Source organism: Vibrio neonatus (assembly GCF_024346975.1).
Taxonomy (GTDB): Bacteria; Pseudomonadota; Gammaproteobacteria; order Enterobacterales; family Vibrionaceae; genus Vibrio; species Vibrio neonatus.
Genome location: NZ_AP024885.1, coordinates 949618 through 972033, shown reverse-complemented (window position 1 = coordinate 972033; position 22416 = coordinate 949618). Strand labels below are relative to the sequence as shown.

The following is a 22416-nucleotide window of genomic DNA, read 5'->3' as shown; positions in this document are numbered from 1 at the left end:
AGCTCATCTAATAATCTGTTACGCCACGCTTTCAGCTGTGAGGCCAAGCGTGCTGTTTTGATGTTCTTGTTCTTCTTGCGCTTTTTGCGCAAGGTATAAATCGCGATAGTCGCCCTGTTGCTCAATAAGGGTTTGGTGAGTGCCACTTTGCACGACTTTACCTTTATCCATCACCAATATTTGATCGGCGTTTTTAATGGTTGATAAACGGTGCGCAACAGTAATAACGGTTCTGCCATCTTGGATATTTTCCAATGCTTGTTTGACCGTTTCTTCTGATTCTGAGTCAATATTGGCCGTGGCTTCATCCAATAAAAATATCTTAGGATCGTGCGAAATAGCGCGTGCCAATGCTAATAGTTGGCGCTCACCCACTGACAGCGACGCACCGCCATTGGCAATAATGTGCTCAAACCCGTCCGGCAATCGCTCAATAAAACGATCCGCTTTTACTGTCTGCGCGGCGCGAATGGCTTGCTGGCTATGGTTGTTAATATCGGCATCCCGCGGTGTTTCTTTATCACTTAAAGAGAGATCGATATTGTCAGCAATAGTGCCACTGAAAATGGTTGGGTCTTGAGAAACTAGACCAAACAACTGACGCAATTGCCACTCAGGTAACGCCTGTAAAGGTTGTCCACCAATTAAGATCTCCCCTTCTTTTTGCTGATAAAAACGCATCAAAAGATTAATCACTGAGCTTTTACCGCTACCGGTATGTCCAACAATGGCGGTAAACTTGCCACCTTTTGCAGTGAAACTGACGTCTTTTAGAACGGGCTTGCCCTCTTCGTACTCCATGGTCACATTACGAAACTCTATGTCGTGAGCGGCATCAATGTTTACTTCTGGCAGGTTGTGTTCTAAATCTGCTTTGTCATCAAGCAGTTCAAAAATGCGTTTTGAAGATACGGTTGCCACTTGCAACTTACGCAGCTCCATCGATAATTGTCGGAACGGGTCAAAAAAGCGTTCGATATAATTCAAAAACGCATATAACGTACCAATTTCAACCACGGTCGATAACGAAGCGCCCGCAAACCACGCCACAATGCCGGCTGCAGTTAAGGTTGCAATTAAGCGAGTTAACGGCAGTAGCATTAAGCTATCAATGGCAACGGATTTGGTGCGGAAGTTAAACCAAGTTTGATTTTCTTTCTCAAATTTAGCTTGAAAGGCTTTTTGCTGACGAAATGCCTGAATTAACGCCATTCCCTCTAAAGATTCGTTAATTTGACCATTGATGTTGCTCACTTGCACGCGAATGCCATCAAACACTGTCATAGATATTTTTCTATACAAGTGCATCGTCATCAGCAGAATGGGAATCAACACTAAGCTAATCAACATTAAGTGCCAATCAAGAAGCGCTATCGCGATAAAAATGGCCACAATGCGCAATGCGCCTTGGATCACCGTTGGGATAGTCGATACATACATATTACGTAGCGATTCTGTGTCGTTGGTGATGTATGACACGAGCTTACCCGTTGGCAATTTATCAAAGGTCGCAATAGGAAAATTCAATACGTGATGAAACAGCTTAGTGCGCACATCTTTAACCACCAGCAGTGCGCCGTGCTTAAAGGTTATGGCCTGTAAATAGCCAAACACTGCGGCAAAAATATAAAACAGCAGCACTAAACCGGTTAGCATTAGCAGTTGTTGCCATTCAAACTGCCCAGGTACTATCACCTCATCTAAGATAACTTTTGCTAGCCATGGAATCGCCATTTCGGCACATACCGATAACGCCAACATAGCAAAGGCAAACCCAAAACGAGCTTTATGCGGTAATGAAAAAGCCAGTAGTCTGCGATAAAGGCTAGCGTTCGCTTGAGAATTATTCATGAGATGCTCCCTCTATACCTGATTTTTCTGCGCTAACCGCCTTACCCAATTGGCTTTGACGCTGATACACCGTTGAGTACCAGCCTTGATTGGCAACCAATTCATGATGTGAGCCGCACTCTTCAATTTGACCGTCTTTCAGCACCAAAATATGGTCTGCTTCGATAAGGTTAGTCAGGCGTTGTGTCACCAATAATACGGTTTTATGAGAATAATGTGCTTTTAAGTTTTTACGCACTTGCACTTCAGTCTTCATATCTAGCGCACTGTATGGGTCGTCTAATAGCAGTACATCGGCGCCAGATAATAAGGCTCTAGCAAGGGTTAGACGCTGCTTTTGACCACCGGATAAATTGCTACCACCCTCTCGTAAAGGCGTAGCAAAACCTTCAGGCATTGCCTCTATCTCTTGTTTAATACCCGCCATATCCGCGGCATGTTCTATTTCAGACTGAGTCGCAGTAGGGTTTGCTAACGCGATATTTTCAGCGATGCTTCCAGAGAATAAATGTGGTTTTTGCGGCACCCACGCTAATTTGCTACGCAAAGACTCAAAAGTGAGGTTTTGTGTTGGCATTCCTGCCAAGTGAATCACCGAGTCGTTATCAAGCTGAAACTGACGCAATGCCAAATGTATGAGGGTGCTTTTACCACTGCCTGTAGGGCCAGTAATTCCCACCAGACCGCCAGATGGCAAATCAAATTTGATCTGCTCAAGGGCGTTACGGTTGGCATTTTGGTAAGTAAAAGAGGAAATATCAAAGCTCATACTAGAATCTGTTGTATTGCTAGGTAGCGTTTTGTCCCCTTCCTGCACTTCGATATTTTCCGCAAACAATTTCTCTAAGCGCGACCACGAGGTGCTGCCCCGTTGGAACACATTAAACTGCCAACCAAACTGCAAAAATGGGCCAAGTAATTGCCCTAAGTACAAAGTAAAGGTGGTAAATAAACCAACGGTAATACTGCCTTGCTGTATCAACCATGCGCCATAACCTAATGAAATAACAAAAGATAACCCGTACACCAACTGAATTGTCGGCCCGAATGCAGAATCGACTTTCGCCACGGCTAAGTTAGTTTCTACCGTATCGTCTAAGCTGTCGGCAAAGCGCTGCTCTTGGCGCGCACTAATGCCGTGCGAGCGTACCGCGCGTATTCCCGATACCGTTTCTCTTGTCTCTTCAGTTAAATCTGAAAATGCCGATTGCGCTTTACCAAACGCCTTGTGCAACGTGATGCCGTAACGTCGGGTAATCAGCACTAATAAAGGAAAAGGCAGTAGAGCAATTGCGGTTAGTTGACCACTCACCACAAAGATCATGCCTAAGATGACCGTAATACCAGCGATAAAAGAATCCACTAAGGTCATGATGCCCATGCCCAAAGTCTCCTCTACCGCATTCAGATCATTAGTGGCATGCGCCATCAAATCTCCGGTACTACGACGAGAATAAAAGGCAGGTGATAACAAAGAGAACTTATGAAATAGCTCGCTACGTATAATGCGCGTAATGGCGATAGATGAACCGTACAATTTACTCTGCCAAACAAATCGCAGGCCATACATAGCTGCGCCCGACACCACAATCCCTAAAATGTGGATAATCAGGGTTCGTGTATCTAAAGTATCGGCGCTAATGCCATCGATAATTCGACCAATAAGCCATGAAGGAAGCAAATTGACTAATGCGACAAACTGTAATGCAGCAAACGCTATCAAATATTGTCGGCGAAATCGTTTCAGATAGCCTTTTAATTTCCAAAGAATTTTCATAATTACCCAATTTCTTCTAACACTAAATTTAGCCGCAACCTGCTTACTCTAAATGAATAAACCTATTGACGGGGCATTTATACCAATCGTACTAAATAACTGGTCATTCTAGCTTGTTAAAATGCTCGATAACGGCGTTAGAATTTTTGATTGTAGAATAACTACTTATCGAAAAATTCTGCCTTGTTCTCGAGCATTTTTCCTGCGCTAGTTCTGATCACTTACTTAGTGTGATTGGTATTACTTTAGGGAAGAAATCGCATTCTCCTTCCGTCTGTTGCAAGTAAACATTTAAATCACTCACATAAGACGCAACCAAAGAAGAAAAGACGAAAATTTTTTAAAAAATATTACGAAAAGGCAGAATTTTCTAAGAAATGCTCGATTGCTTGTGCTTTTTTCCCCAAAGGAAAGCGCAGATGAGACTAACCAACCCACCCGCTAAAAACAACCAAGCTAAAGGAATAAATGCAAATGATTCAAGTAAACGACCGTCGTCAGCTACCGTTGAGTCGCCCAGCCAAAAAGCCATCGCACTGATGAAGGATAAACAAAGCAGTGTTAATCCTAACCAATATGTTTTAAGTAATTTCATAAAAGCATCGAAAATTTGAAGAGGAATATAGGTATTTTGACCCGACTAAAGCAAAATTAGTTCACGCTTTTTGTCGATATTTTTAGTGTTAGCAATGACGAGGATAATCGATAACTAAAGCGGGATGATTAAACGAATACTGGCAAAATAAAGAACTTATTAGCCAAGCCCCTACACTCGTTTACTGTCCATTTTAAAAGCGTTAGGGCTCTATCAACTTGTACTATTTGATAAATCTATTTTCCATGTAAAGTCTTGTTCTACTTGAGCTTACAACGACAGCTTATTGCTCTTTAGCTTTACGCTCAGCAGCTTTACGTTTGTTGCGTTCAGCTTGGTGTTGTACAAAAACTTCTAGCTCTTTCTCGCCCCAAGCTTGTGCTTCAGCTTCAGTTGCAAAACCCATTTCGCGCTTAGAAACTGTCGTTCTGCGTGATGAGATTTGACGTACGATTTCACCGCACCAACCGTTACGTTTTTCAACAGTGCGTACAGTAAATTTTTTATGATCAGACATAGTTGTTTCCCTAAAAAAGCTTCAATGCAACACACTCAGGTTCGGTTGCACACCTTGCCAAACTGCATTTTAGACATAAGCTTTATTGGTTAAAAAAGTGACAGATAGCATTCATTAATAACCCTATCTATTAGTAGGGCGTCATTAAAACATAGTCGCCTATCTTTTTGTAATCTTTTATCGCTTGGTTGCTTATTTTGGTTCTCGTAAACTCTATGAGATGATATTGCCGAAATAACGACGCTTTTTGCATGCGATACTGTTGTGGCACGCACCCTGACAAAACTAGAGATCCTATTTGATGAATATTGAAACCGTTTGGGCAGAATACCAAACAAGCCTAAAAGCCTTTCTGCATAAAAACATCAGTAACCCTGACGATGTAGATGATCTCTTGCAAGAAATTTTAATCAAAACCTATCGCAGTTTGAATACTGTAAAAGATCTTACCAAGATCAAGCCTTGGCTATTTCAGATTGCGCAGCGCAGTATCATCGATTTCTATCGTGCACAAAGCAAAAATCAGCCTTTAGAAAACGAAGACTTATGGCACGAGCAACCTAATCAGCAGTTGTATGACCAACTTGCTGAGTGCGTATTACCCTTTATCAATGCATTAGATGAAGACGACAAACAGTTACTGAATGCGATTGAAATTGAAGGCATTTCGCAAAAGGATTATGCCGAGCAACACGGCATCAAATACTCCACCCTAAAATCTAGGGTTAAGAAAAGTCGCAACACGTTACACGCCGCCTTTAAGCAGTGCTGTGACTTTGAGATGGATACAAAAGGTAATCTGGTGGATTATCACAAGAAATACAAAGAGTGTAAGCCACAGTAAAATCGAGGCATTTAGGCTCTTCGAATAGAATGAATGAAAAGCCTAAAAAAGAAACTACCTTGCTTGATTCAAAAAAATGGACACCATTAGCGTTTCATCAATCAATCCATCGGCAAGTAGTTTTGTCGCGCCTACTGTGCAGCAATGTTCTGGCAACTTTGAGTCGAGGTACCTTAAAGCTGACTCCCACTCGTCTAATGTAATGTTTAATCCACCACTCAGCAGCATCAAAGCGGTGTCAGCTTTGATATCACCATTACTGTCACTGCCACTTGCAAAATGTCCTAGTGCGTTATCAATGGCATTGAACACCCGAAATTTTCCTTTCGCGCTTCCTTGAAAGAAATACCCTTTTCCCATATTGCAGAACACAGAGTAGATATCGGAATAATCAACACAAACAAACCCCTTCAGCTCGATACTTTCGAGTATTCGATTGATGAAATTACCTTGCTGATGCTGACTGTCGATGCAAAATACGCTATCGACCTGACCAAGCCAACGCTGCCTAGTAGCTTCATTGTCAGCAACTACAACAGTAAAATACGCCTTTCCCTGCTGCAATTGACTTTGCAAACGACGCACCTCACTTTGATCCATTCCGTCATCGACAATCACAATCAGATCAAACGGGGCTAAACACGCACTACTCACCTGCTTGGCAGAGGCAAAGCAAGTACGCCCGATGGCTGATAATAAAGCCACGGATAGCACATGCGGTCGATTAGATATAATCAAGAAATCAGCATACTGTTCACTGTATGCCACGGGTAAAAGCCGTGGATCTTGAATTACTGTCTCAGTTGCAGTCACTGCCCCACTCTCTATGCTCATTATCACTCAATCCCTTTTAGCTTGAGTAAGTTGCTCACTTTCTTCTCCACGCCACTAAATATGGCATAGATTTTTATATCATCTTGAGGAACATCACTGATCACCGTGCCGATAATAATGGGAATTTCTGATTCAACCTGCTCAGTAAGCAACTCACCGGCGAGATGAATTTCATCCAATCTTAATGAATGGTCAGCAGTAATGTTAATCAGCACCGCTTTGGCTTTTTCTAGGTCATAATCTTCCAATAAAGGATTAATCAGCGCGGTTTCTACTGCCTGTTTGATTCGATACTCGCCTACGCCTTGCCCATAACCGATCACAGTGGCACCCGCACCGCTGATAACGGTTCTCACATCAGCAAAATCTAGATTGATGTAGCCCGTTGTCGAAATTAGAGAATAAATGCCCAGTAGTGAACGTTTAAGAACCTGATTGGAAGATTCAAACGCTTCAATCAAGGTGCTACTTTTTGGCATAGTGTGCAGCAGTTTTTGGTTGGAAACCGTCACGCACGAATCTGATGTGGCGTTAATTTTTGTTATCGCCTCTTCGGCAAAAAACTGCTTTTTCTTGCCTTCAAAGCCAAAGGGCGTGGTGACTATAGTGACACAAAGACACTCCTGTTCACTGAGCATTTTAGTCAACACTGGGATAACGCCGGTTGCTGTGCCACCGCCAAGTCCACCGGCAATAAAGATCATGTCATAGCCAGTAAGGTGCTGCTTTATCTCATCAAATGAAGCATGAGCGGCTTTTTCACCCACACTAGGAATCGCCCCAGCACTGCGTCCATCCGTTACCTGCTGACCAATCGCCATACGAGTGACTCGCTCATCACTTTCTAGACCTCGTGAGTCGGTGTCAAAAACAAACAGATGGACATCGTCATCCAACTCTTTTTTGATGTAGTCAATCGTATTGTGACCACAGCACCCTACGCCAACGACAGCGATTCGATGCAAATGCTCAGGTAAAAACATGTAAGTTTCCTTCTATATTCAGATAGAGGAAAAGCATAACTTGCATAGCGACGTAGAGTGTCGCCAATCTATATACACATACAAATCATAGGGATAATTATTTAAAAGTGAGATCTAACAGCAGATGAATACTAGAAAAGAGGAGCTAAAGAGAAAATTTAAAGCCGCATGGCAGTTGTCTAATACCTCTCACTAAGCAATTTCTGGTAAGCTCTTCTGCATCAATCGCTCAGTTTGCTTTTTTACACTCCGCACCGTAATTAAGGGATGAGCATTATTACCTCAGGATCGTTACATGTCTCAATCCGACTCTTCTAGCGCCATAGAAATCATCGATAACTTTGTGGCGCCAGAATGCAAAGCCCTTGTAGAAATTCTTTATCAAGACCGCGATATTTTATTGATTAATAAACCCAGTGGCTTGCTGAGTTTGTCGGGTAAAAATCCGCTAAATTGGGATTCGGTGCATTATCGTTTAGTGAACGGTCAAATTGGGGTCGATGGACAACAGGCAACGCCTGCATTTGCCGAGGCAAAACTGCCACATCGACTCGATTTAGGCACCTCTGGCATTATGGTGGTAGGGCTAAATCGCGAGGCATCAAAAAGCCTCAATCAACAGCTTCAAACCCGCACAGTTCAAAAACGTTACCTAGCAATGCTATCCGGCTGGGTTAAGGCCGATAGTGGACAAATCTGCGCGCCGATTGCCAAAGATAAAACCTTATTCCCTCGGGTAAAAATCTGCCACGAAACGGGCAAGAATGCGATCAGTGATTATCGGGTTATAAAGCGTTTAGATAATCCAAAGAGAACTTTAGTGCAGTACACCCCTATTACTGGAAGGACTCATCAATTGCGCATTCATAGCCTTGAATTTGGTCACCCTATTATCGGTTGCGATCTTTATAACAATCGCGAGCAAGACAACGCTCATCAAAACCAGCGCTTAATGCTGCATGCCAGCGATATTTATTTTACCCACCCCACTACGGGTGAAGCTATGCACGGGCATAGCCCAAACCCTTTTTAGATAAAGTGGGGATTTAAGGTTCTGGCTCCAAATGGCGAATATCAAGACCAAAAAGAAACCCCATTCCGAGCCAAGAATCTTAAATTTGCGAGCCATAAACTGGCTATCTAAGCTATTGAATACTCAGCAATCGACCTCGTTCTAAATCTTGCTGCGCCGTTTCTGGGTCAATATTTTCATTGTGATGCCCATGAGAATGACCATGATCGTGAGAGTGATGATGATCATCATGATGGTGGTGGTGGTGCGCTTCATTATGCATTGCTTTTTGCGCCAACTTATCTGTATCTAAAAAGCTATCGGTTAACTCAGCGCAGTAAGTCTGGTCCCAGATCTGCCTTCCTTGCTCATCACTCATTATCTCTTCGGCTTTTTGGCCTAATCTATCCATATAAAACAGCCCAAGCTCTTCTCCCGATACCTGCGCATACTCGATAAGGTTTTCAAACACAGGCTCTTGCTCGGCATCAGACAAATAGCCATTTTTATAGCAAACGGTTAATCCAATGATGTCATTGCCAAGCTGTTCGAGCTTTGGGTTAAAAAAGTTGTGACTGTGATTGTGCCCATCCGCCAATGCAAATGTAGGGGCAAGCAATGAACAGATGATAATGAAAGGTTTGACTGCTTTTTTCATAGGATTAACGATATTTTTCATGGGATTAGCCTTTGCTATTTAATTGGTATTAGATGGGGAATCTAATTGGATTCCCCGAACTCACTCCCTTGTAATCTTCCTAAATGATGAAACCTTGCTAGTCGATAACGATTCGCTGTGGTGGCAAGGTATAAGTCATCTTGTTTTGTTTCCATTCACCTTTGGCTTCTAATGCTTGTGCCAATGCCTGCGCCTCTTTGCAAACATTCACCGGCTTGCCATCGGCCCAATATGCCGGCCCAGAGGTATAACCGCACATAACGGAAAATGTATTTTGCCCATTTTTCGTAGTGTACTGGGTTTGGATTACCCCGCCTTGCCCATGAGTCACTTTTAGCGAACCAGCATCAGCAACATGAATGTCATCGGTTGGATTAGGCTTTTCATACGTTGAATATGTGCCTCCTTCCGACATGTATTGGTTGTCATACATGGTGTAACCCTCTTTCTCGGAAGGTAGCGTAAGCTCGTAGTTAGGGTCTATTGGAGCTAAACGTTGTTGGTTGTCAGTCGCACCGGGGTGATAGTCATGAGCATTGGATTGATTGCTGGCAAAAGCCGTTCCTGAAACTAAGGTCAAAACCACAGCGGCAATTAAAGATTTCTTCATAATGAACTCCAAATAATGAGTAAATAACAGTGAACAAATAAAATGGTTTAAAATGGATGCTCGGCAAGAGGGTGCTCATACACCCTCTGCGTGCGCCAATTATTCTTTATCTGCACCCTCAGTTGGCTGCGTTGGTCGCGTGACTGATTTACGGTCTAAACCATGGTGCTCTCGCACTCTATCTACATACTCTTGCTTGGTGTTCATGCCTTCTTTCATTGACTCTGGAACAGACTCTGCTGGTATGATGATGTCTGAGTCCACTGGCCATTCAGTCATAAGTTCAGGCATATACCCTTCTGGATAGTACAGTTTTGGATCAATTTCTAAGTCACGAATTTCCTGCTCTTGAATGTCTTCACGACGATTCTTTGGCAATGGGATTCGGAAATCTTGACCGTCTGCCAAATCAAACTGTGGCGCTCTGGCATTCGGGAAGTTCGGCAAAATACCTTCACGCACCCATGCATTGTCTTTGGTCATATTCACAACAATCCCATCTGGCGCGCCAAAGTGGTAAGGGCCTTTCCAGTGGTGGCGCACTTCGGCAACCGTTTCTTCGTTTAAATACGGGTCAAATGTCATGTGCGTGGTCATAAACAAACGAGGCTGTACTTCATTTGCAACATAACCTGCGGCATAAGCGGGTGTATGGTGCGTATCAACGGTATAGCGGGCTAAAAATGGTGGCACACCCTGAATAATGGATGACACGCCAAAGGTCTCGGTTTGCAACTCAGTAATAAAGAGATCCGCGCCTTTTGCGTATTTCAAATCCAGCTCTGTAGGTCTGCCATCACCTGTCCAAACAAAGCTCAGTACACGGCCGTCATCTTGAGTCCAATTTAAGCGATAACCCGATGCGCCATCTTTAGCGTGACTTCTGCGCCAGTGAATTACCTGCACATTATCTTGGTCATAAATCACGCCACCATCGTCGCGGAAATCAAATTCATGCACTACAATGTCGTTGCCAGCAGGGAATACATCAAACGCATCGGTGTGCCAGTTCAACATTTGCTGCATACCTTCAATCATGTGGCGCGTGCCATACTCAGGAGATGCGCCACTTGGCCCGTACACATTGAGCGGTTTTTCCCAACGCCCATTCCAGCCGCCAAACTGATACAGATAAGGCAAAGAACCATAATGGTCGACGTGCAAGTGAGTAATGAAGATATGATCCAGCTCGTTCAGTGCCACGCCGGCTGCAACATAGTTTGCAATAGAGGCTTCACCCAAATCGAAGACAAAATTTGAACCATTGCCTAGCTCAACATAAATAGAAGTATTAGCCTGTCCTGGACGAATCATTGGCGATGTACCCATGAAGGTCACTCGCATTTCATCTGGCTGAACTTCTTCGGTGCGAGGGAACCAGTTTGCTCCTGATACCATGTGATCGCCATACGGTGCGATACCTTCAAACATCAGGCCTTCTTTCCAACCGGTATTGGTTTCTTTTCGATAATCACCGGTGTTTACGCCGCCCATCAGAACAGCAAGAACATCTTCTTCTGACGAGTAGAGTTTGCCTTCTGGTTGTTCGGCAAGATATTCATCAAGCGTTTGACCGTCGTGGTATTCAAACTTTTCAAGATTTTTAATTTCTGAGTGCGTTTTTTTAGTGTTGTATTGCAGCATTGGGTCATTCGCAAACGCCGTGGTTGATACGACCATCGCCGTTGCAATCAAAGATAATTTCGCAAAAGTTCTCATAGTGTTACCTATCGGTTTGAGTAATAAGTTTGTGAAATGAAGTTCCCTCCTCACTCCGATGTGACAAATCTTATATCCAAACCTGACCGTGATAAATTAGCCAAACTTTGCTTCAAACCTCACTTTGATTTATGTATTACGGCTTATCGCTTGTATCACTGCCACAATAATCAATCGCTACCGTTGGTATCTTTAGCCTTGAGGTAACAGGCACAAAAAAACCACCAAGTGGTGGCTTTTGCAAGGTGGTAAAATAAATAGAAAGTAGAGGGGCTATGCGTCATCAAAGACGAAAGTCATTGCTCATATCCCACCGCTGATCATCCAGCTCAATGTGTTGCAAGCCGTCTTCATTAAACACCATAGTGAGTGAGGGATCGGGCGAATCAAGGAAGACTTCATAAGCATAATCATCAAACTCTGATTCTAAGGAAACGTCCGAGTCATGAGCGAATGAAGAGGATGAAAAAGCAATAAATGCGATTGTGCTGATCGTCTTGTTCACTGTTTTATTTATGGTCATATGAGTTTCCTCGTTTGTTTGAATACCCCTATATTTACCTACTATTTGCCGCATAACTATAAAGGTGGCTTTAGTTCTAACCTCACCTCGGTTTATGTATTGTCGTACTCGATAGGTTAATTTAACGGCTGATACCCTCGTCCAGTCATGCAGTTACGCATCACTTGTTCTCTCTCTTGTTGGTTCTTTTGCTCGGCGGCATTTTTCGATCCCCGACCTGACAATATCCCCATAGTTGTTCCTATTGCTGCCCCCTTTTTTGCCGCCTCAGAGCCTGAATTTCCAGAAATTGCACCCGCTGCTGCACCTGCCGTCGCGCCTCTTGCACCACGTTTTACGCCTTGCTCTACAGCGCCACTTCCTTGGTGGTTGCCCACATCGTTAATCAGCGCCTCACATTGTCTTAAATCGGTGGCAAACTCATGCTCATCGTATTGTTGTTGGTCAAAAATCAAGTTGTGGGACATCGCAGGAAATGCAGTCAATATGCTGAGAAATAGCAACATATAGGATGGTTTAACAGGGAATGGAAAGCGTGAAAAATTCATGAACTGTCCTCTGGCTAAGGGCAACTCCATTTGCCGATAAATTGATAAACTAATAAAGATTAGAACTGGTAAGAGATACCTAGGGTTAGGATGTTGTCGTTTTCAATGGGACCACGTAAAGTGCCTGCATCACCTGTGGACGTAATCTCACCTTCATGAGTATTGAAGTAGGTGTACTTTATATAAGGTGTGAAATCGTTGATGGTTTTGGAAAATATTACTTCGTGTTCATTGGTGCGATAGTCACCTTGAGAGAAATAATCCACATTGCCGATATGAGTATAACCACTCGAACCATTTCTATTTTCATGTGTGTATTGATAAGCCAAATTAAAGCCGCCCCAATTTAAATTGGTACCCGCAATGAATTTATTGGTATTGATTCCCGTATCGGTCAGGTTTTCTAGCACTTGCCCTGAGCGGTTATAACCTACGCCGGTAAACAGGCTGATATTGTCATTTAGATCGTAATTGATAATACCTTCAATGAGCACTTCTTCGCCCGTTTCCCACTTACCCAGTTCGGTATAAACATTAAAATCAACATTGTCCGTTAAGCTAAAGTTATGCCCATAACCTGCGGCAAGCCAACCTTGATCGTCAAAACCAATATAAACACTGCCGTTTTCAGACACCGCAATATTAGCGCCTGCTTCAGTGGCATACTCTCCATTATCTGCCGCATTAGAGGCGACATTTTGTTCTAGATAAACAGACGTCGAATTTGCAAAGGCGGTTGCAGTAAATGAAGTGGCGCAAATAAGTGCTAAAGCTCGTAATTTCATGATGTTCTCCACGTGTATTAAGTTGAATACACGGATTATCCTGAAAGCATGAACTTGAATATATAAACTGAAGTTAAGACAAAACCTCACTTCAATTTATGTTAGCCATTACGCTAAGTTAGTGTCACCGGTGATTGCTTTACGCAAGGCTTCTCTTTTGGCTTTATGGAAAGGGTCGTTGAGATAACGACGATGATAAATCATATTAAATTTGATTTTGTTCAGAGGGATGGGGATCTCATGGATGCGCAGTCGCATATCCTGAGCAAATTCTTCGGCTATAGCGCGCGATGAAGAGGCAATAAAATCAGAACGCGATGCGATGGTCAACATGCTAGTAATCGAACCCGTTTCGATTTTTACTTTTCTTGCCGTAATAGGCTTGTCGCTTAAAAATTCAATGGTGCTTAGCTTATTTCTTCGCACTCGAAGGGCAATATGTTGCTCTTGATAATACTGCTCTAACGATATTTGTTCAGTGATTCTTGGATGATCCATTCGAGTAAGACACACCGCATCCTCGGCATGGAACTCTTCAACAATTAAGCTCTGCTGCTTGCTCGACATGCCATCAATTACTAAATCTACTTTTTGCGTGTACAGGTCATCAATGATGCTCTCTTCATCCAGCGGTGTTTCACCAATAGTGATATTGTCTATATGCGCAACTTTAAACAGCACCGCTTCACTGCAATAAATATTCAGATGCTCTTGCTGACCTTCAACCGTTTCCAACACAGACATCGGCGATTCAATTTTATTGGCCAAAGTCACCGCCGCACCCGTTGGCACAATGCCGCGCCCTTCACGCACAAACAGCGCTTTGCCAACCACCAGCTCAAGACGCTTTAAAGCCGCACTCACCGCCGGCTGTGACAGGTCGAGCTCTTCCGACGCCAAAGTAATTGATTTGTGTTTATAGACTGACAGAAAAGTCGTAAATAAGTTTAAGTCCATGTTTAACCGCTCTTAATTCCCTTAGATCTAACCTATGCAAAGAGCTGAATATTGGCAAGTATTAATTGTGGAAGATACTGATTTGGCGTTGAGGCTTTGGTTCCGCTTATCTAGCTAGCTATCTAAACGTTAACTTACCCTTGGTTAAAAAGCTGTACGACTGTGTTCATTGGCAGGAACATACGAACACGTCCATTATGTTCACACAACACTTGAAAACCAAACTTGGTATAGAACGCTTGCGCTGAGTCAGTAAGGCAATCCACGACAATGGCGTATGCCCGCATATGGTGGTTAACTTGCCATAGATACTTTAGAGCACGGATTAGACTGACTTTATCTAACCCAGAGCCATGAAACTCTTTATGCACTCCTAGCTGAGCCAAAAGAAAAACAGGAATGGGATATCGAGGCAGTTTCTTGGCATGTTGCGCTGGCAATGTTTCTCGGCTAATAGAACTAGGTGCTACAGTGTAAAAAGCACAAATTGCATATTTCTGATTTAGCAGTGGTTGAGAGCAAGGTAGAACCATAGTTCGGCTAATACCTGCTTGCATGTGTTTTACTGCTTGAGTCCTGATAAATGTATTTAGTTCTCGCTCACCGCAATCAAATGAAGTGCGATCATGCTTGGATTTATTAAGTTCTACGAACTCATTACCCCAACTCACTTAATGCCGCTCTCATCAGTGAACCTAGCCGCTTCAAGCAACGCCTGATTTGGCGTATTGGCCTTATCGCAAGCAGCCATAAATTCGTCAAACACACTATCCTTAACTACGATACTTTCATGCTGCTCAATTACCTGAGTAGCATCTTCATCCATAAGCCTAACAACATATTCAGTTAAACTTTTTAGACCAAGTAACGCGGATGCTTTTTCAGCTCTAGCCTTGATCTCTTCATCAAGACGAATATCTAAACGTGCAGATGCCATAACTTCTCCTATGTACGGATACTTGCCGTAACAATCTGGATTATAGTATAAATAAACAGCACCTTCAATTTGTACGGATGTTTTACGGAATCTAAAGTAACAGGGCAAGTGCACGTTGTAGATGCTCCACTGTTACTCTTCTATAAGACCTTGCTTTTTCAGTTCAGATGTAATCGCACCAACTGTTCGACAGTGAATTGTAGCTAATACCTTAACTTGTTTACCAGATGAAAACTGTGCAGCTAACTCAACACCTTGCTCGTCTGTCCAAGGCAATGCCTTCCAACTTCTAGCAAACAACAATACCAATAAAGAAAAACGGGGCAGCCCCCTCATTTTGCACGTTAGTACAAAACAGCGACCTGCCCCGTTATTAGTGAGTTATATCACCGTATTATTTAAATACGATGTTAGAACCAACCATCTCTTCAGTCAGTACCGTTAGGTTAGATGCACCCACCGAACCGACAGCTTTAACTAGACCTTGCTCATCTCGCTCCATTGCTGGTTTGTCAGTTGAGATGCCCTTTGGTAAAGGATCTAGTCCTTCGATTTGGCCGTAGAAGATGTTGTTCTTAAATTTAGAACCTACCATCTTGAATTTCTCACCTTCAAACTGTCTAAATGCGTTTGTGCCAGGCTCAGCTGCAATAGATAGGTTGTTTTCAAATACAGTGTCAACCGCTGGGAAGATTGTCTCAGCGCGAGTGTTGTCGGTTAGGCTCACACGGTGGATAGCGTTACTACCAAAAATACCTTGTGTGTTGTTCACTAAGGTGTTGTTTTTCACTACAACATCTTTTGGCGTCCACTGCTTCTGTAGAGTTTTACCCACAGAATCTTTGCTTAGCACTTCGCCATTCGCCACATCAATGATGCCAGTATTTAACACAAGACCGCCACGATAAGTGCCCTTGCCTAAAGTACCTTCAATGTAGTTGTTTTCAATCAGATGATTTTCATCATAAATACGGATACCACCAGAGTTAACTGTCGTGCCCGGCAAGATAACATTGTTCGTTACAACGTTATTGTGACCGTGGCGCAGTGAAATCATAGAAGTACTGTTGCGAATAGTATTGCTGTCAAACGTAACGCCGCTCGCCTTAATAGAGATTAGCTCGATTTCGCCTGAACCTTTTTTACCGACATAACCGCTGATGTTGTCAAAGTAGTTATTCTTAACCACACTTTGAGAATCAAACAATGAGTTGTGGCTATCGCCTACACGGATTGCTTGGCGGTCATTACGGTTTGTTCTAACCATTTTCGGGTTAGAGTTTTCAATCAACTCGATATCCAAAGCGGTCAGATCTTTGAAGATATTACCTTCAATCAAAGTCTTTTCTAACTTAGCTGAAGTTTGAACAACAAGCATTGCACCACGCTTGTACTTACCTTCAAAGGTATTGTTAGTAATTTTGTTGTTTTCGCCGCCAACAGTTACCCAACGGATGTTAGGGTATTTGCCTTTCGCGTCTGGTACGTAAGGGTAATCGTTGAACTTGTAGATGACAGAGTTATTTAGTGTGTTGTTTTTGCCGAAAATACCGAACACACCCATGATGTTTGCATCATGGCTTACTGTGCTAAGTGTCGCGCCGCCATCTGTAAATACCAAGCTTTCAATTAGGTTGTTATCACCTTTGATGATGAACTGAGTTGAGCCATTAAAAATAACACTACCCGCAACTTCAGGTTTAATAGTGACATTGTTAGCCGTTAGCGTAACGCTGCCCAAATCACGGTAGTGACCTGCTTTAATGCTGATCACGTCGCCATCTTTAGCGTTTACGATGCTTTCACGAAGCTCTAACACTTGCTGCATTGACGCGATGCTAACGCCTTGATCTACCATCACCAAAGTCGGTTTTGTTACCAACTCAGTTTGACCTTGGTTAGCTGCACAACCCGCTAGTAGTAAAGAACCTGCGATTAATAAAATGGGTGTCTTTTTCATGACTATCTCTTTTGTAGGGATTTATTCTGAGGCGAACATTAGCAACAACAATCACACTCAAGCAATTGCATAGAGCCATTATTGCTATCAAAGACCGCTCTTTTTCGTCATTTTGTCGACTAGATCATGTATTTTAATACTACAAGTAATGCGGCGGTAATTTGGTCTTGAAAAATGGAGTGAATGTCAGTAAATAGCCCGCGAATACTTGGATGAAAAATAGGCTAAAGGTTGATCTATATTGTGACTAAGGAGAGATTTTTAATGCTTAGATATGCTGATTTGTCTGATCATTATGGAAATGAAGCAGTGGCATCGAGTGCAAGATAGCTAGTGACTTTTAAAAACAAATGAGATGATTTTAATGTGATAGGGTAATTTTATGCTTGCATCACAGTAATTGAGGGAGGCCCCCCTTCCCTCAAAAACATTATATAGAAAAACGAAGTCTATTTAGACAAGATTGATATCATTATTTGTTCATGTTGCTCAATATTCTCTCGACCTTTTCCGTCCGGTCCCCAATCATCATACGTCATCATAATTGCTTGTTTTAAACTCTCTGCACGATTGTTCTCTTGATAAAACTTTTTCTTATCTTGTGGAGAATAATTACTTAACCGAGAGTTACTACTTGGTGAAATCAAGCATAGATTTCCAAAGCGATCAACATCCTTCATTTTGCTCGCGCCAGATGGGTCGGTTTGCGGAAAGTGATGCTCAACGGATGTTCTGAAGGTAAATTGAAAATTTGTAAATTGTCCTTCTAGCGTATCTTTACTCACATCACCGATTGCCTTTCCATCTGAAAGTTCTCGCCAAATTAAGTAATCTAATCGATTGAAAACAAAGTTTTGAACACCTGTCCCTTGATGCAATACTCCTGGCTTCTCTTCATAAAACGCAAGATCTTCTTCGTCACCCGTAATTTCTTTGAAGTAGCGATCACTTAAATTTTCAAGTTCAAACAAGTAACGATCTCCATCTACTACAAAATCTGCATTCTGCTCTGTGCTCTCATTCAAAATACTAAGAGCATCATTAAGCCAACGTTTATATACCAATGCAGGGTTCGATACATGGAACATCGATTGAATCATCATGATCTTCTCGTTAAGCTTTGTATCTTGCTCTTTGCCAAACGAATTTATGTAGCTATAGCTCGAACTGTCAGAGGAGTTATCCAGTGTGAGCAAACTCCATTTACGCTTTTCATCATACTGCTCTGGTTTGATAATGTAACGATCATACAATATACGTAACTTTAATAGATTTTCTGCAAATCTCTTTGAGCTTACTTTCAGACCTTTGTCTTTACAAATAAAGGCATCAATCAACTTCTTATCATCTAGCGAAATATTATCTTCCGGTTTCATCAGTTTTAAGACGTGAAGTAAAAAATTTGAGAAATCGATAACAGAACCAAAACGCTCTTTTTTTTCTCGCTCTTCACCTTCGCAATTTGCACTGAACGCCTTATTGTTGATGATATCTCGCAACGTCATTGCATCTTGGTTTTGCAACTTGCTCGTGTGCTTTTCTTGAATCGCTTCAAAGCTTGTTGGCATCGTCTGCCAAGTTGTTCCGAATATCTCTTTTCGTAGATCCGATTGAAATCCCATCTGGGTATAACGCTTCATATTTGAACAGGCATCCCAGATTGTAGAAAAGCAGTTCCTTTCCTCTTCGTTTGCGAGCATATCCGGAGCCATAAACCTCGCTTTTAAGACTTCATGCTTTTCTAACTGCTCACCACGGTTGTTCATGATCTCAAAGTAATGGTTGAGATCGGTTTCTGGTGGAACAACCACTCTCAGAATGATGACACTTTCTAATAGATAATCGAGAAACTGCTGAGTTTTATCCTCTGAATCTAGCCCTTTGGTTTTGAAGTAGCGCTGAATAATCTTGAAGGCAGCATGAATGTTAGGCTCTTCTGACTCACTATTGGTTTTATTTGTATAGATACTATCGAGTGCTCTGGATGATTTTGGACGACTATCAAAAGCTAGATTAATTTTTAATCCTTTTAACTTTTCCTTATTCAATCCTTCTTGATGCTTTAGATAAGCTAATAGGATTGAAAGCGTTGTATGCCTCTGTTGCCCATCAATGGTTTCGTACACCACATTAGAACCATTTGATTGATTGGTTCGTTGATAAACAACAAGGCTACCTAAATAGTATCTGGTTGCTTGAACTGGCACAGTTTCATCTGATTGAGTTATCAGCCCTGCTGCATCACTAATATCTTGAATAAGTTGCTCAATCTCTGTCGCACCCCACGCATAATTGCGCTGATAGATAGGAATCACATATTGAGTTTTGCTATCGAAAAGTGCTTTAACGGATAATTGTTCTACTTGATTAGTTTGACTCATTTCACTTTTCCCAACTTCATAGCTTTAATAGCATTATCAACGTGTTCAGGATTATTAAAACTAGGCGACTCAATATATAGAGGTTGATAACTCAATACCTGCTGAGGATGAACTGCTTTGTTGATTGCTCTAAACAGTCCGCTACGTGCTTTTGCATGATTATCCACGGATTCCATACCAATACGCTTTAGATTAACTCGTAAGTAATACGCCCAGCGATAACAAATCTGAGCGGCTTTATCTAACTCCACATCGCCAAACTTATCGTAATAGTACATCACGGCGCACAAGAATAGGTTTCGTACATAACTATCCCCTTTGCGATAACTTCCATCGTAAATTGTGTACTGATCTACAAATGAGGAAAGCCTTGCTTTCTCACCAACAAATAACGTTGAGTAAATACCTATATAGTGCTGAATATACTCAAAAAATCGTTTTCCGTTGATCATGACTTGATTAACTTGGAAAGGGTAGTCTTTGGTTTGTTTGTCCCATTTACGAGCAGGATCAGCATTAAAAGTTTCAACGGCATAATCTAGTGCAAGCATCGAATCAACATAAGCATATTGAGTGCTGTCTAGGTTAATACCTTTAAATACATCAATATTATGACGACTAAACTGAATACCATAATCACCATCAATCCAGCGGCGCATACGGAACAGGAACTCCCCCATAATTGTATGCAAGTTTGCTATCTCATTATCAGGGTTAACACCTTGCTCCCACAAATTTACGTGGTGTAAGCGCTCGGTTTGATCCGTGGAGCCCATCATTTCACGCAGGTGGTAAGCCTTTAGCAGATCATGAGGTGCAAGTGCTTTACCACGAGCATTTTGTGAATCGAAGAACTGGAAGGCTTCACTTAGGTCATCTAGCGTAACTTGAATAAGCTCGCACTTGTTAAGGACAAAATCGAGTAGTTCTTGCTTTTCTGTGTCTGACAGACTCACTACACGTTCAGAGATAATCTGAGCGTTGTTCTTGAGGTTTTCGATACTGACGGAGGATTTAAATCTGTGCTCAAGAAGCGTTGATGAGATGGTTTCCTCTTTTCCATCAAGAATGGTGCAAAATAGCGTTAAGGTGAGAAGGCGCTGCTGGCCATCTACAATGTTTAGTCTGTCATTTTCTTCTTCAGTTTCTGAATTTTTGACTTGATGCAGTACCACCGTACCAAGCCGATAACACCGCTTAGTGCGATGGTTAAAGATGTCATCTACTAACTGATTAACGTGTTTAAGTTGCCATTTATATGGGCGTTGGTAATCAGGAATTGTGAGTTTTTGGGTCAACAACTGTGAGATGGTTTGAATTTGAGCTTGAGGTTGATTGGAGATAATTGCCATGGTTAGACTGCCTTTTTAACGATAGCGTCAGTAAGGTGTAATTGAGTGGTTTTAGATATTTGAGGCTGTAACAGATTCTGTGTAATTGCCATTTAGTTAATGTGCTTTTCGAGACGTTCCTCGAACTCGATAATAAACCGACTCATAGCCTGACGCCAGTTTTGAATGGGCATAGTCCATTTCTTGCTGGCGTCTTTGATCGCTAGGTATACCATTTTTGTTGCAGCCTCATCGTTTGGGAAGATCTTCCGTTTTTTTAGTGCTTTACGTATCACGCTGTTGAGAGATTCAATAGCATTAGTTGTGTAGATAGCTCTACGAATATCTTCAGGGTAGTTGAACAGCGTGTTGAGGTTCTGCCAATGATTGCGCCAGGACTTGGAGATTTGTGGATATTGACTATCCCAGGCTTCGCCAAAGCGCTCTAGCTCAAGTAAAGCCTCATCTTCTGTAACTGAGCGATACACACGCTTTAGGTCAGCTGTGACGGCCTTATAATCTTTCCATGACACATACTTTAATGAGTTTCGTACCATATGGACGATACACAGCTGAATATGCGTTTGGGGGAAAACCGTGTTGATGGCATCGGGAAACCCCTTTAATCCATCCACACAAGCAATAAGAATGTCTTCAACACCACGTTGATTGAGCTCAGTTAAAACACTCAACCAAAATTTAGCGCCCTCGTTTTCTGCTATCCACATGCCCATGAGTTCTTTCTGACCATCAGTGTTAATACCTAGAGCGAGGAAGACCGACTTATTGATAATACGTTTGTCTTGGCGGATCTTGACCACAATACAATCGAGATAAACGATGGGATAAATGGCGTCAAGTGGCCTAGATTGCCACTCAACTATTTCTTCTATTACCGCATTTGTCACTCGTGATACGAGGCTAGGTGATATATCTGCGCCATACCATTCATCGAAAGCATTGACGATATCGCGAGTACTCATTCCTTGGGCATAGAGCCACAAGATTTTGTCATCCATAGAGGTAAATCGTGATTGGTGTTTTTTGACCAGTTTAGGTTCAAACGAGCCAAGGCGATCCCGAGGAGTATCAAGTTCAAACTCTCCATCTTCGGTTTTTACGCGTTTACTGCTCTTGCCATTGCGGTAATTATTAGACTTAGAGGGCTTATGTTTTTCGTAGCCAAGGTGCGCATCCATCTCTGCATTGAGAGCAGCCTCAACCGTTATTTTCTTCAGCATTTGGCTGAACTCAGTTAAGTCTTCAGGAGTTTTAATTCCTTTAGCAGCTTCCTTAGCGAAAGCTTCAAGTTCTTTCTTATTCATATTGCCTATCCTTAGCCTTTAAGGCTTAGTTTAGGCAATTACACAGAATTTAGGACAGTCTCAGATATTTCTATGCAGTTTTTGAGCTGGTCACACTTGGAAAAAAAAGTATCTACCTTACAAACTATTTTATCTTGCTCTTTCTTTGGAGGCAGAGCAACAACCAAATGATTAATTTGTGCTCTAGAAACATTCTTCATTGAACTACTTGTTCCGCCAGCAACCTATGCATAGCAATTTCTTGCATA

General features: G+C 42.2%; 21 protein-coding genes and 1 pseudogene. 2 read left to right on the top strand and 20 right to left on the bottom strand.

Annotation, left to right across the window (positions count from 1 at the left end):
- Positions 1–18: 18 nt before the first annotated feature.
- The 4 genes and pseudogenes from OCU38_RS04535 to OCU38_RS04520 all read right to left on the bottom strand — a co-directional run.
- Complete coding sequence (locus OCU38_RS04535) at positions 19–1851, bottom strand: ABC transporter ATP-binding protein (protein ID WP_261823920.1); 1833 nt, start codon at positions 1849–1851, stop codon at positions 19–21.
- The gene (locus OCU38_RS04530) at positions 1844–3628 is read right to left on the bottom strand and encodes an ABC transporter ATP-binding protein (RefSeq protein WP_261823919.1); all 1785 of its coding nucleotides are present in this window, start codon (positions 3626–3628) and stop codon (positions 1844–1846) included. Before OCU38_RS04530 ends, OCU38_RS04535 begins: the two co-directional genes overlap by 8 nt.
- Positions 3629–3998: 370 nt before the next feature.
- Positions 3999–4160 carry a DUF3955 domain-containing protein gene (locus OCU38_RS04525; RefSeq protein ID WP_261824234.1) on the bottom strand — a complete coding sequence of 54 codons (162 nt, stop codon included), beginning with the start codon at positions 4158–4160 and terminating at the stop codon, positions 3999–4001.
- Positions 4161–4509: 349 nt separating this feature from the next.
- Positions 4510–4740 (bottom strand): annotated as a pseudogene (locus OCU38_RS04520) (DUF3622 domain-containing protein); the annotation flags it as partial.
- 301 nt (positions 4741–5041) lie between these two features.
- On the opposite strand from OCU38_RS04520, the gene sigZ reads away from it, so the two are divergent.
- Positions 5042–5584: an RNA polymerase sigma factor SigZ gene (gene sigZ / locus OCU38_RS04515; RefSeq protein WP_261823918.1), complete on the top strand. Its 543-nt coding sequence runs from the start codon at positions 5042–5044 to the stop codon at positions 5582–5584.
- Positions 5585–5638: 54 nt separating this feature from the next.
- Here the strand turns inward: sigZ and OCU38_RS04510 are convergent, their stop codons facing one another.
- Both OCU38_RS04510 and OCU38_RS04505 read right to left on the bottom strand, forming a co-directional pair.
- The gene (locus tag OCU38_RS04510; RefSeq protein ID WP_261823917.1) at positions 5639–6418 is read right to left on the bottom strand and encodes an FtsZ/tubulin family protein; all 780 of its coding nucleotides are present in this window, start codon (positions 6416–6418) and stop codon (positions 5639–5641) included.
- A gap of 2 nt (positions 6419–6420) precedes the next feature.
- Positions 6421–7401, bottom strand: coding sequence for a cell division protein FtsZ (locus OCU38_RS04505; RefSeq protein ID WP_261823916.1), 981 nt, complete (start codon positions 7399–7401; stop codon positions 6421–6423).
- Between the two features lie 295 nt (positions 7402–7696).
- Here OCU38_RS04505 and OCU38_RS04500 point away from each other — a divergent pair, with 295 nt between their 5' ends.
- Entirely contained in the window at positions 7697–8434 is a 738-nt protein-coding gene (locus tag OCU38_RS04500) for an RluA family pseudouridine synthase (RefSeq protein ID WP_261823915.1), read from the top strand.
- 112 nt (positions 8435–8546) lie between these two features.
- Here OCU38_RS04500 and OCU38_RS04495 read toward each other — a convergent pair whose 3' ends face one another.
- From OCU38_RS04495 to OCU38_RS04430, 14 genes are all read right to left on the bottom strand, one after another.
- Positions 8547–9071 carry a hypothetical protein gene (locus tag OCU38_RS04495; protein WP_390625253.1) on the bottom strand — a complete coding sequence of 175 codons (525 nt, stop codon included), beginning with the start codon at positions 9069–9071 and terminating at the stop codon, positions 8547–8549.
- A gap of 118 nt (positions 9072–9189) precedes the next feature.
- Positions 9190–9702: a hypothetical protein gene (locus OCU38_RS04490; protein WP_261823913.1), complete on the bottom strand. Its 513-nt coding sequence runs from the start codon at positions 9700–9702 to the stop codon at positions 9190–9192.
- Positions 9703–9801: 99 nt separating this feature from the next.
- A complete protein-coding gene (gene gntH / locus OCU38_RS04485) occupies positions 9802–11421 on the bottom strand; it encodes a guanitoxin biosynthesis MBL fold metallo-hydrolase GntH (RefSeq protein WP_261823912.1) in 1620 nt (539 codons plus the stop codon).
- Between the two features lie 283 nt (positions 11422–11704).
- Complete coding sequence (locus OCU38_RS04480) at positions 11705–11944, bottom strand: hypothetical protein (RefSeq protein WP_261823911.1); 240 nt, start codon at positions 11942–11944, stop codon at positions 11705–11707.
- A 116-nt stretch (positions 11945–12060) separates the two neighbouring features.
- Positions 12061–12492: a glycine zipper family protein gene (locus OCU38_RS04475; protein WP_261823910.1), complete on the bottom strand. Its 432-nt coding sequence runs from the start codon at positions 12490–12492 to the stop codon at positions 12061–12063.
- Between the two features lie 59 nt (positions 12493–12551).
- Positions 12552–13277: a hypothetical protein gene (locus OCU38_RS04470; protein WP_261823909.1), complete on the bottom strand. Its 726-nt coding sequence runs from the start codon at positions 13275–13277 to the stop codon at positions 12552–12554.
- A gap of 108 nt (positions 13278–13385) precedes the next feature.
- On the bottom strand, positions 13386–14234 hold the full coding sequence (locus OCU38_RS04465) for a LysR family transcriptional regulator (RefSeq protein ID WP_261823908.1): 849 nt from the start codon (positions 14232–14234) through the stop codon (positions 13386–13388).
- Positions 14235–14368: 134 nt separating this feature from the next.
- On the bottom strand, positions 14369–14905 hold the full coding sequence (locus tag OCU38_RS04460) for a GNAT family N-acetyltransferase (RefSeq protein WP_261823907.1): 537 nt from the start codon (positions 14903–14905) through the stop codon (positions 14369–14371).
- Entirely contained in the window at positions 14902–15171 is a 270-nt protein-coding gene (locus tag OCU38_RS04455) for a type II toxin-antitoxin system TacA family antitoxin (protein ID WP_261823906.1), read from the bottom strand. The genes OCU38_RS04460 and OCU38_RS04455 overlap by 4 nt, the downstream gene beginning before the upstream one ends.
- A 132-nt stretch (positions 15172–15303) precedes the next feature.
- Positions 15304–15507, bottom strand: a complete 204-nt coding sequence (locus OCU38_RS04450) for a hypothetical protein (protein ID WP_261823905.1) — start codon at positions 15505–15507, stop codon at positions 15304–15306.
- Positions 15508–15565: 58 nt separating this feature from the next.
- The gene (locus OCU38_RS04445) at positions 15566–17131 is read right to left on the bottom strand and encodes a polysaccharide lyase 6 family protein (protein ID WP_152821910.1); all 1566 of its coding nucleotides are present in this window, start codon (positions 17129–17131) and stop codon (positions 15566–15568) included.
- A gap of 449 nt (positions 17132–17580) precedes the next feature.
- Positions 17581–19512 (bottom strand): DUF262 domain-containing protein, encoded by a 1932-nt coding sequence (locus tag OCU38_RS04440; RefSeq protein ID WP_261823904.1) that lies wholly within the window; start codon positions 19510–19512, stop codon positions 17581–17583.
- Positions 19509–20864, bottom strand: coding sequence for a DUF262 domain-containing protein (locus OCU38_RS04435; protein WP_261823903.1), 1356 nt, complete (start codon positions 20862–20864; stop codon positions 19509–19511). The genes OCU38_RS04440 and OCU38_RS04435 overlap by 4 nt, the downstream gene beginning before the upstream one ends.
- Before the next feature lie 92 nt (positions 20865–20956).
- On the bottom strand, positions 20957–22168 hold the full coding sequence (locus OCU38_RS04430; protein ID WP_261823902.1) for an IS256 family transposase: 1212 nt from the start codon (positions 22166–22168) through the stop codon (positions 20957–20959).
- Between the last annotated feature and the right edge of the window lie 248 nt (positions 22169–22416).

What these genes read in the sequence shown, in the direction of transcription:
- OCU38_RS04535 (WP_261823920.1), bottom strand. Translation starts at nt 1,851, where the DNA reads ATGAATAATTCTCAAGCGAACGCTAGCCTTTATCGCAGACTACTGGCT.
- OCU38_RS04530 (WP_261823919.1), bottom strand. Translation starts at nt 3,628, where the DNA reads ATGAAAATTCTTTGGAAATTAAAAGGCTATCTGAAACGATTTCGCCGA.
- OCU38_RS04525 (WP_261824234.1), bottom strand. Translation starts at nt 4,160, where the DNA reads ATGGCTTTTTGGCTGGGCGACTCAACGGTAGCTGACGACGGTCGTTTA.
- sigZ (WP_261823918.1), top strand. Translation starts at nt 5,042, where the DNA reads ATGAATATTGAAACCGTTTGGGCAGAATACCAAACAAGCCTAAAAGCC.
- OCU38_RS04510 (WP_261823917.1), bottom strand. Translation starts at nt 6,418, where the DNA reads ATGAGCATAGAGAGTGGGGCAGTGACTGCAACTGAGACAGTAATTCAA.
- OCU38_RS04505 (WP_261823916.1), bottom strand. Translation starts at nt 7,401, where the DNA reads ATGTTTTTACCTGAGCATTTGCATCGAATCGCTGTCGTTGGCGTAGGG.
- OCU38_RS04500 (WP_261823915.1), top strand. Translation starts at nt 7,697, where the DNA reads ATGTCTCAATCCGACTCTTCTAGCGCCATAGAAATCATCGATAACTTT.
- OCU38_RS04495 (WP_390625253.1), bottom strand. Translation starts at nt 9,071, where the DNA reads ATGAAAAAAGCAGTCAAACCTTTCATTATCATCTGTTCATTGCTTGCC.
- OCU38_RS04490 (WP_261823913.1), bottom strand. Translation starts at nt 9,702, where the DNA reads ATGAAGAAATCTTTAATTGCCGCTGTGGTTTTGACCTTAGTTTCAGGA.
- gntH (WP_261823912.1), bottom strand. Translation starts at nt 11,421, where the DNA reads ATGAGAACTTTTGCGAAATTATCTTTGATTGCAACGGCGATGGTCGTA.
- OCU38_RS04480 (WP_261823911.1), bottom strand. Translation starts at nt 11,944, where the DNA reads ATGACCATAAATAAAACAGTGAACAAGACGATCAGCACAATCGCATTT.
- OCU38_RS04475 (WP_261823910.1), bottom strand. Translation starts at nt 12,492, where the DNA reads ATGAATTTTTCACGCTTTCCATTCCCTGTTAAACCATCCTATATGTTG.
- OCU38_RS04470 (WP_261823909.1), bottom strand. Translation starts at nt 13,277, where the DNA reads ATGAAATTACGAGCTTTAGCACTTATTTGCGCCACTTCATTTACTGCA.
- OCU38_RS04465 (WP_261823908.1), bottom strand. Translation starts at nt 14,234, where the DNA reads ATGGACTTAAACTTATTTACGACTTTTCTGTCAGTCTATAAACACAAA.
- OCU38_RS04455 (WP_261823906.1), bottom strand. Translation starts at nt 15,171, where the DNA reads ATGGCATCTGCACGTTTAGATATTCGTCTTGATGAAGAGATCAAGGCT.
- OCU38_RS04450 (WP_261823905.1), bottom strand. Translation starts at nt 15,507, where the DNA reads ATGAGGGGGCTGCCCCGTTTTTCTTTATTGGTATTGTTGTTTGCTAGA.
- OCU38_RS04445 (WP_152821910.1), bottom strand. Translation starts at nt 17,131, where the DNA reads ATGAAAAAGACACCCATTTTATTAATCGCAGGTTCTTTACTACTAGCG.
- OCU38_RS04440 (WP_261823904.1), bottom strand. Translation starts at nt 19,512, where the DNA reads ATGAGTCAAACTAATCAAGTAGAACAATTATCCGTTAAAGCACTTTTC.
- OCU38_RS04435 (WP_261823903.1), bottom strand. Translation starts at nt 20,864, where the DNA reads ATGGCAATTATCTCCAATCAACCTCAAGCTCAAATTCAAACCATCTCA.
- OCU38_RS04430 (WP_261823902.1), bottom strand. Translation starts at nt 22,168, where the DNA reads ATGAATAAGAAAGAACTTGAAGCTTTCGCTAAGGAAGCTGCTAAAGGA.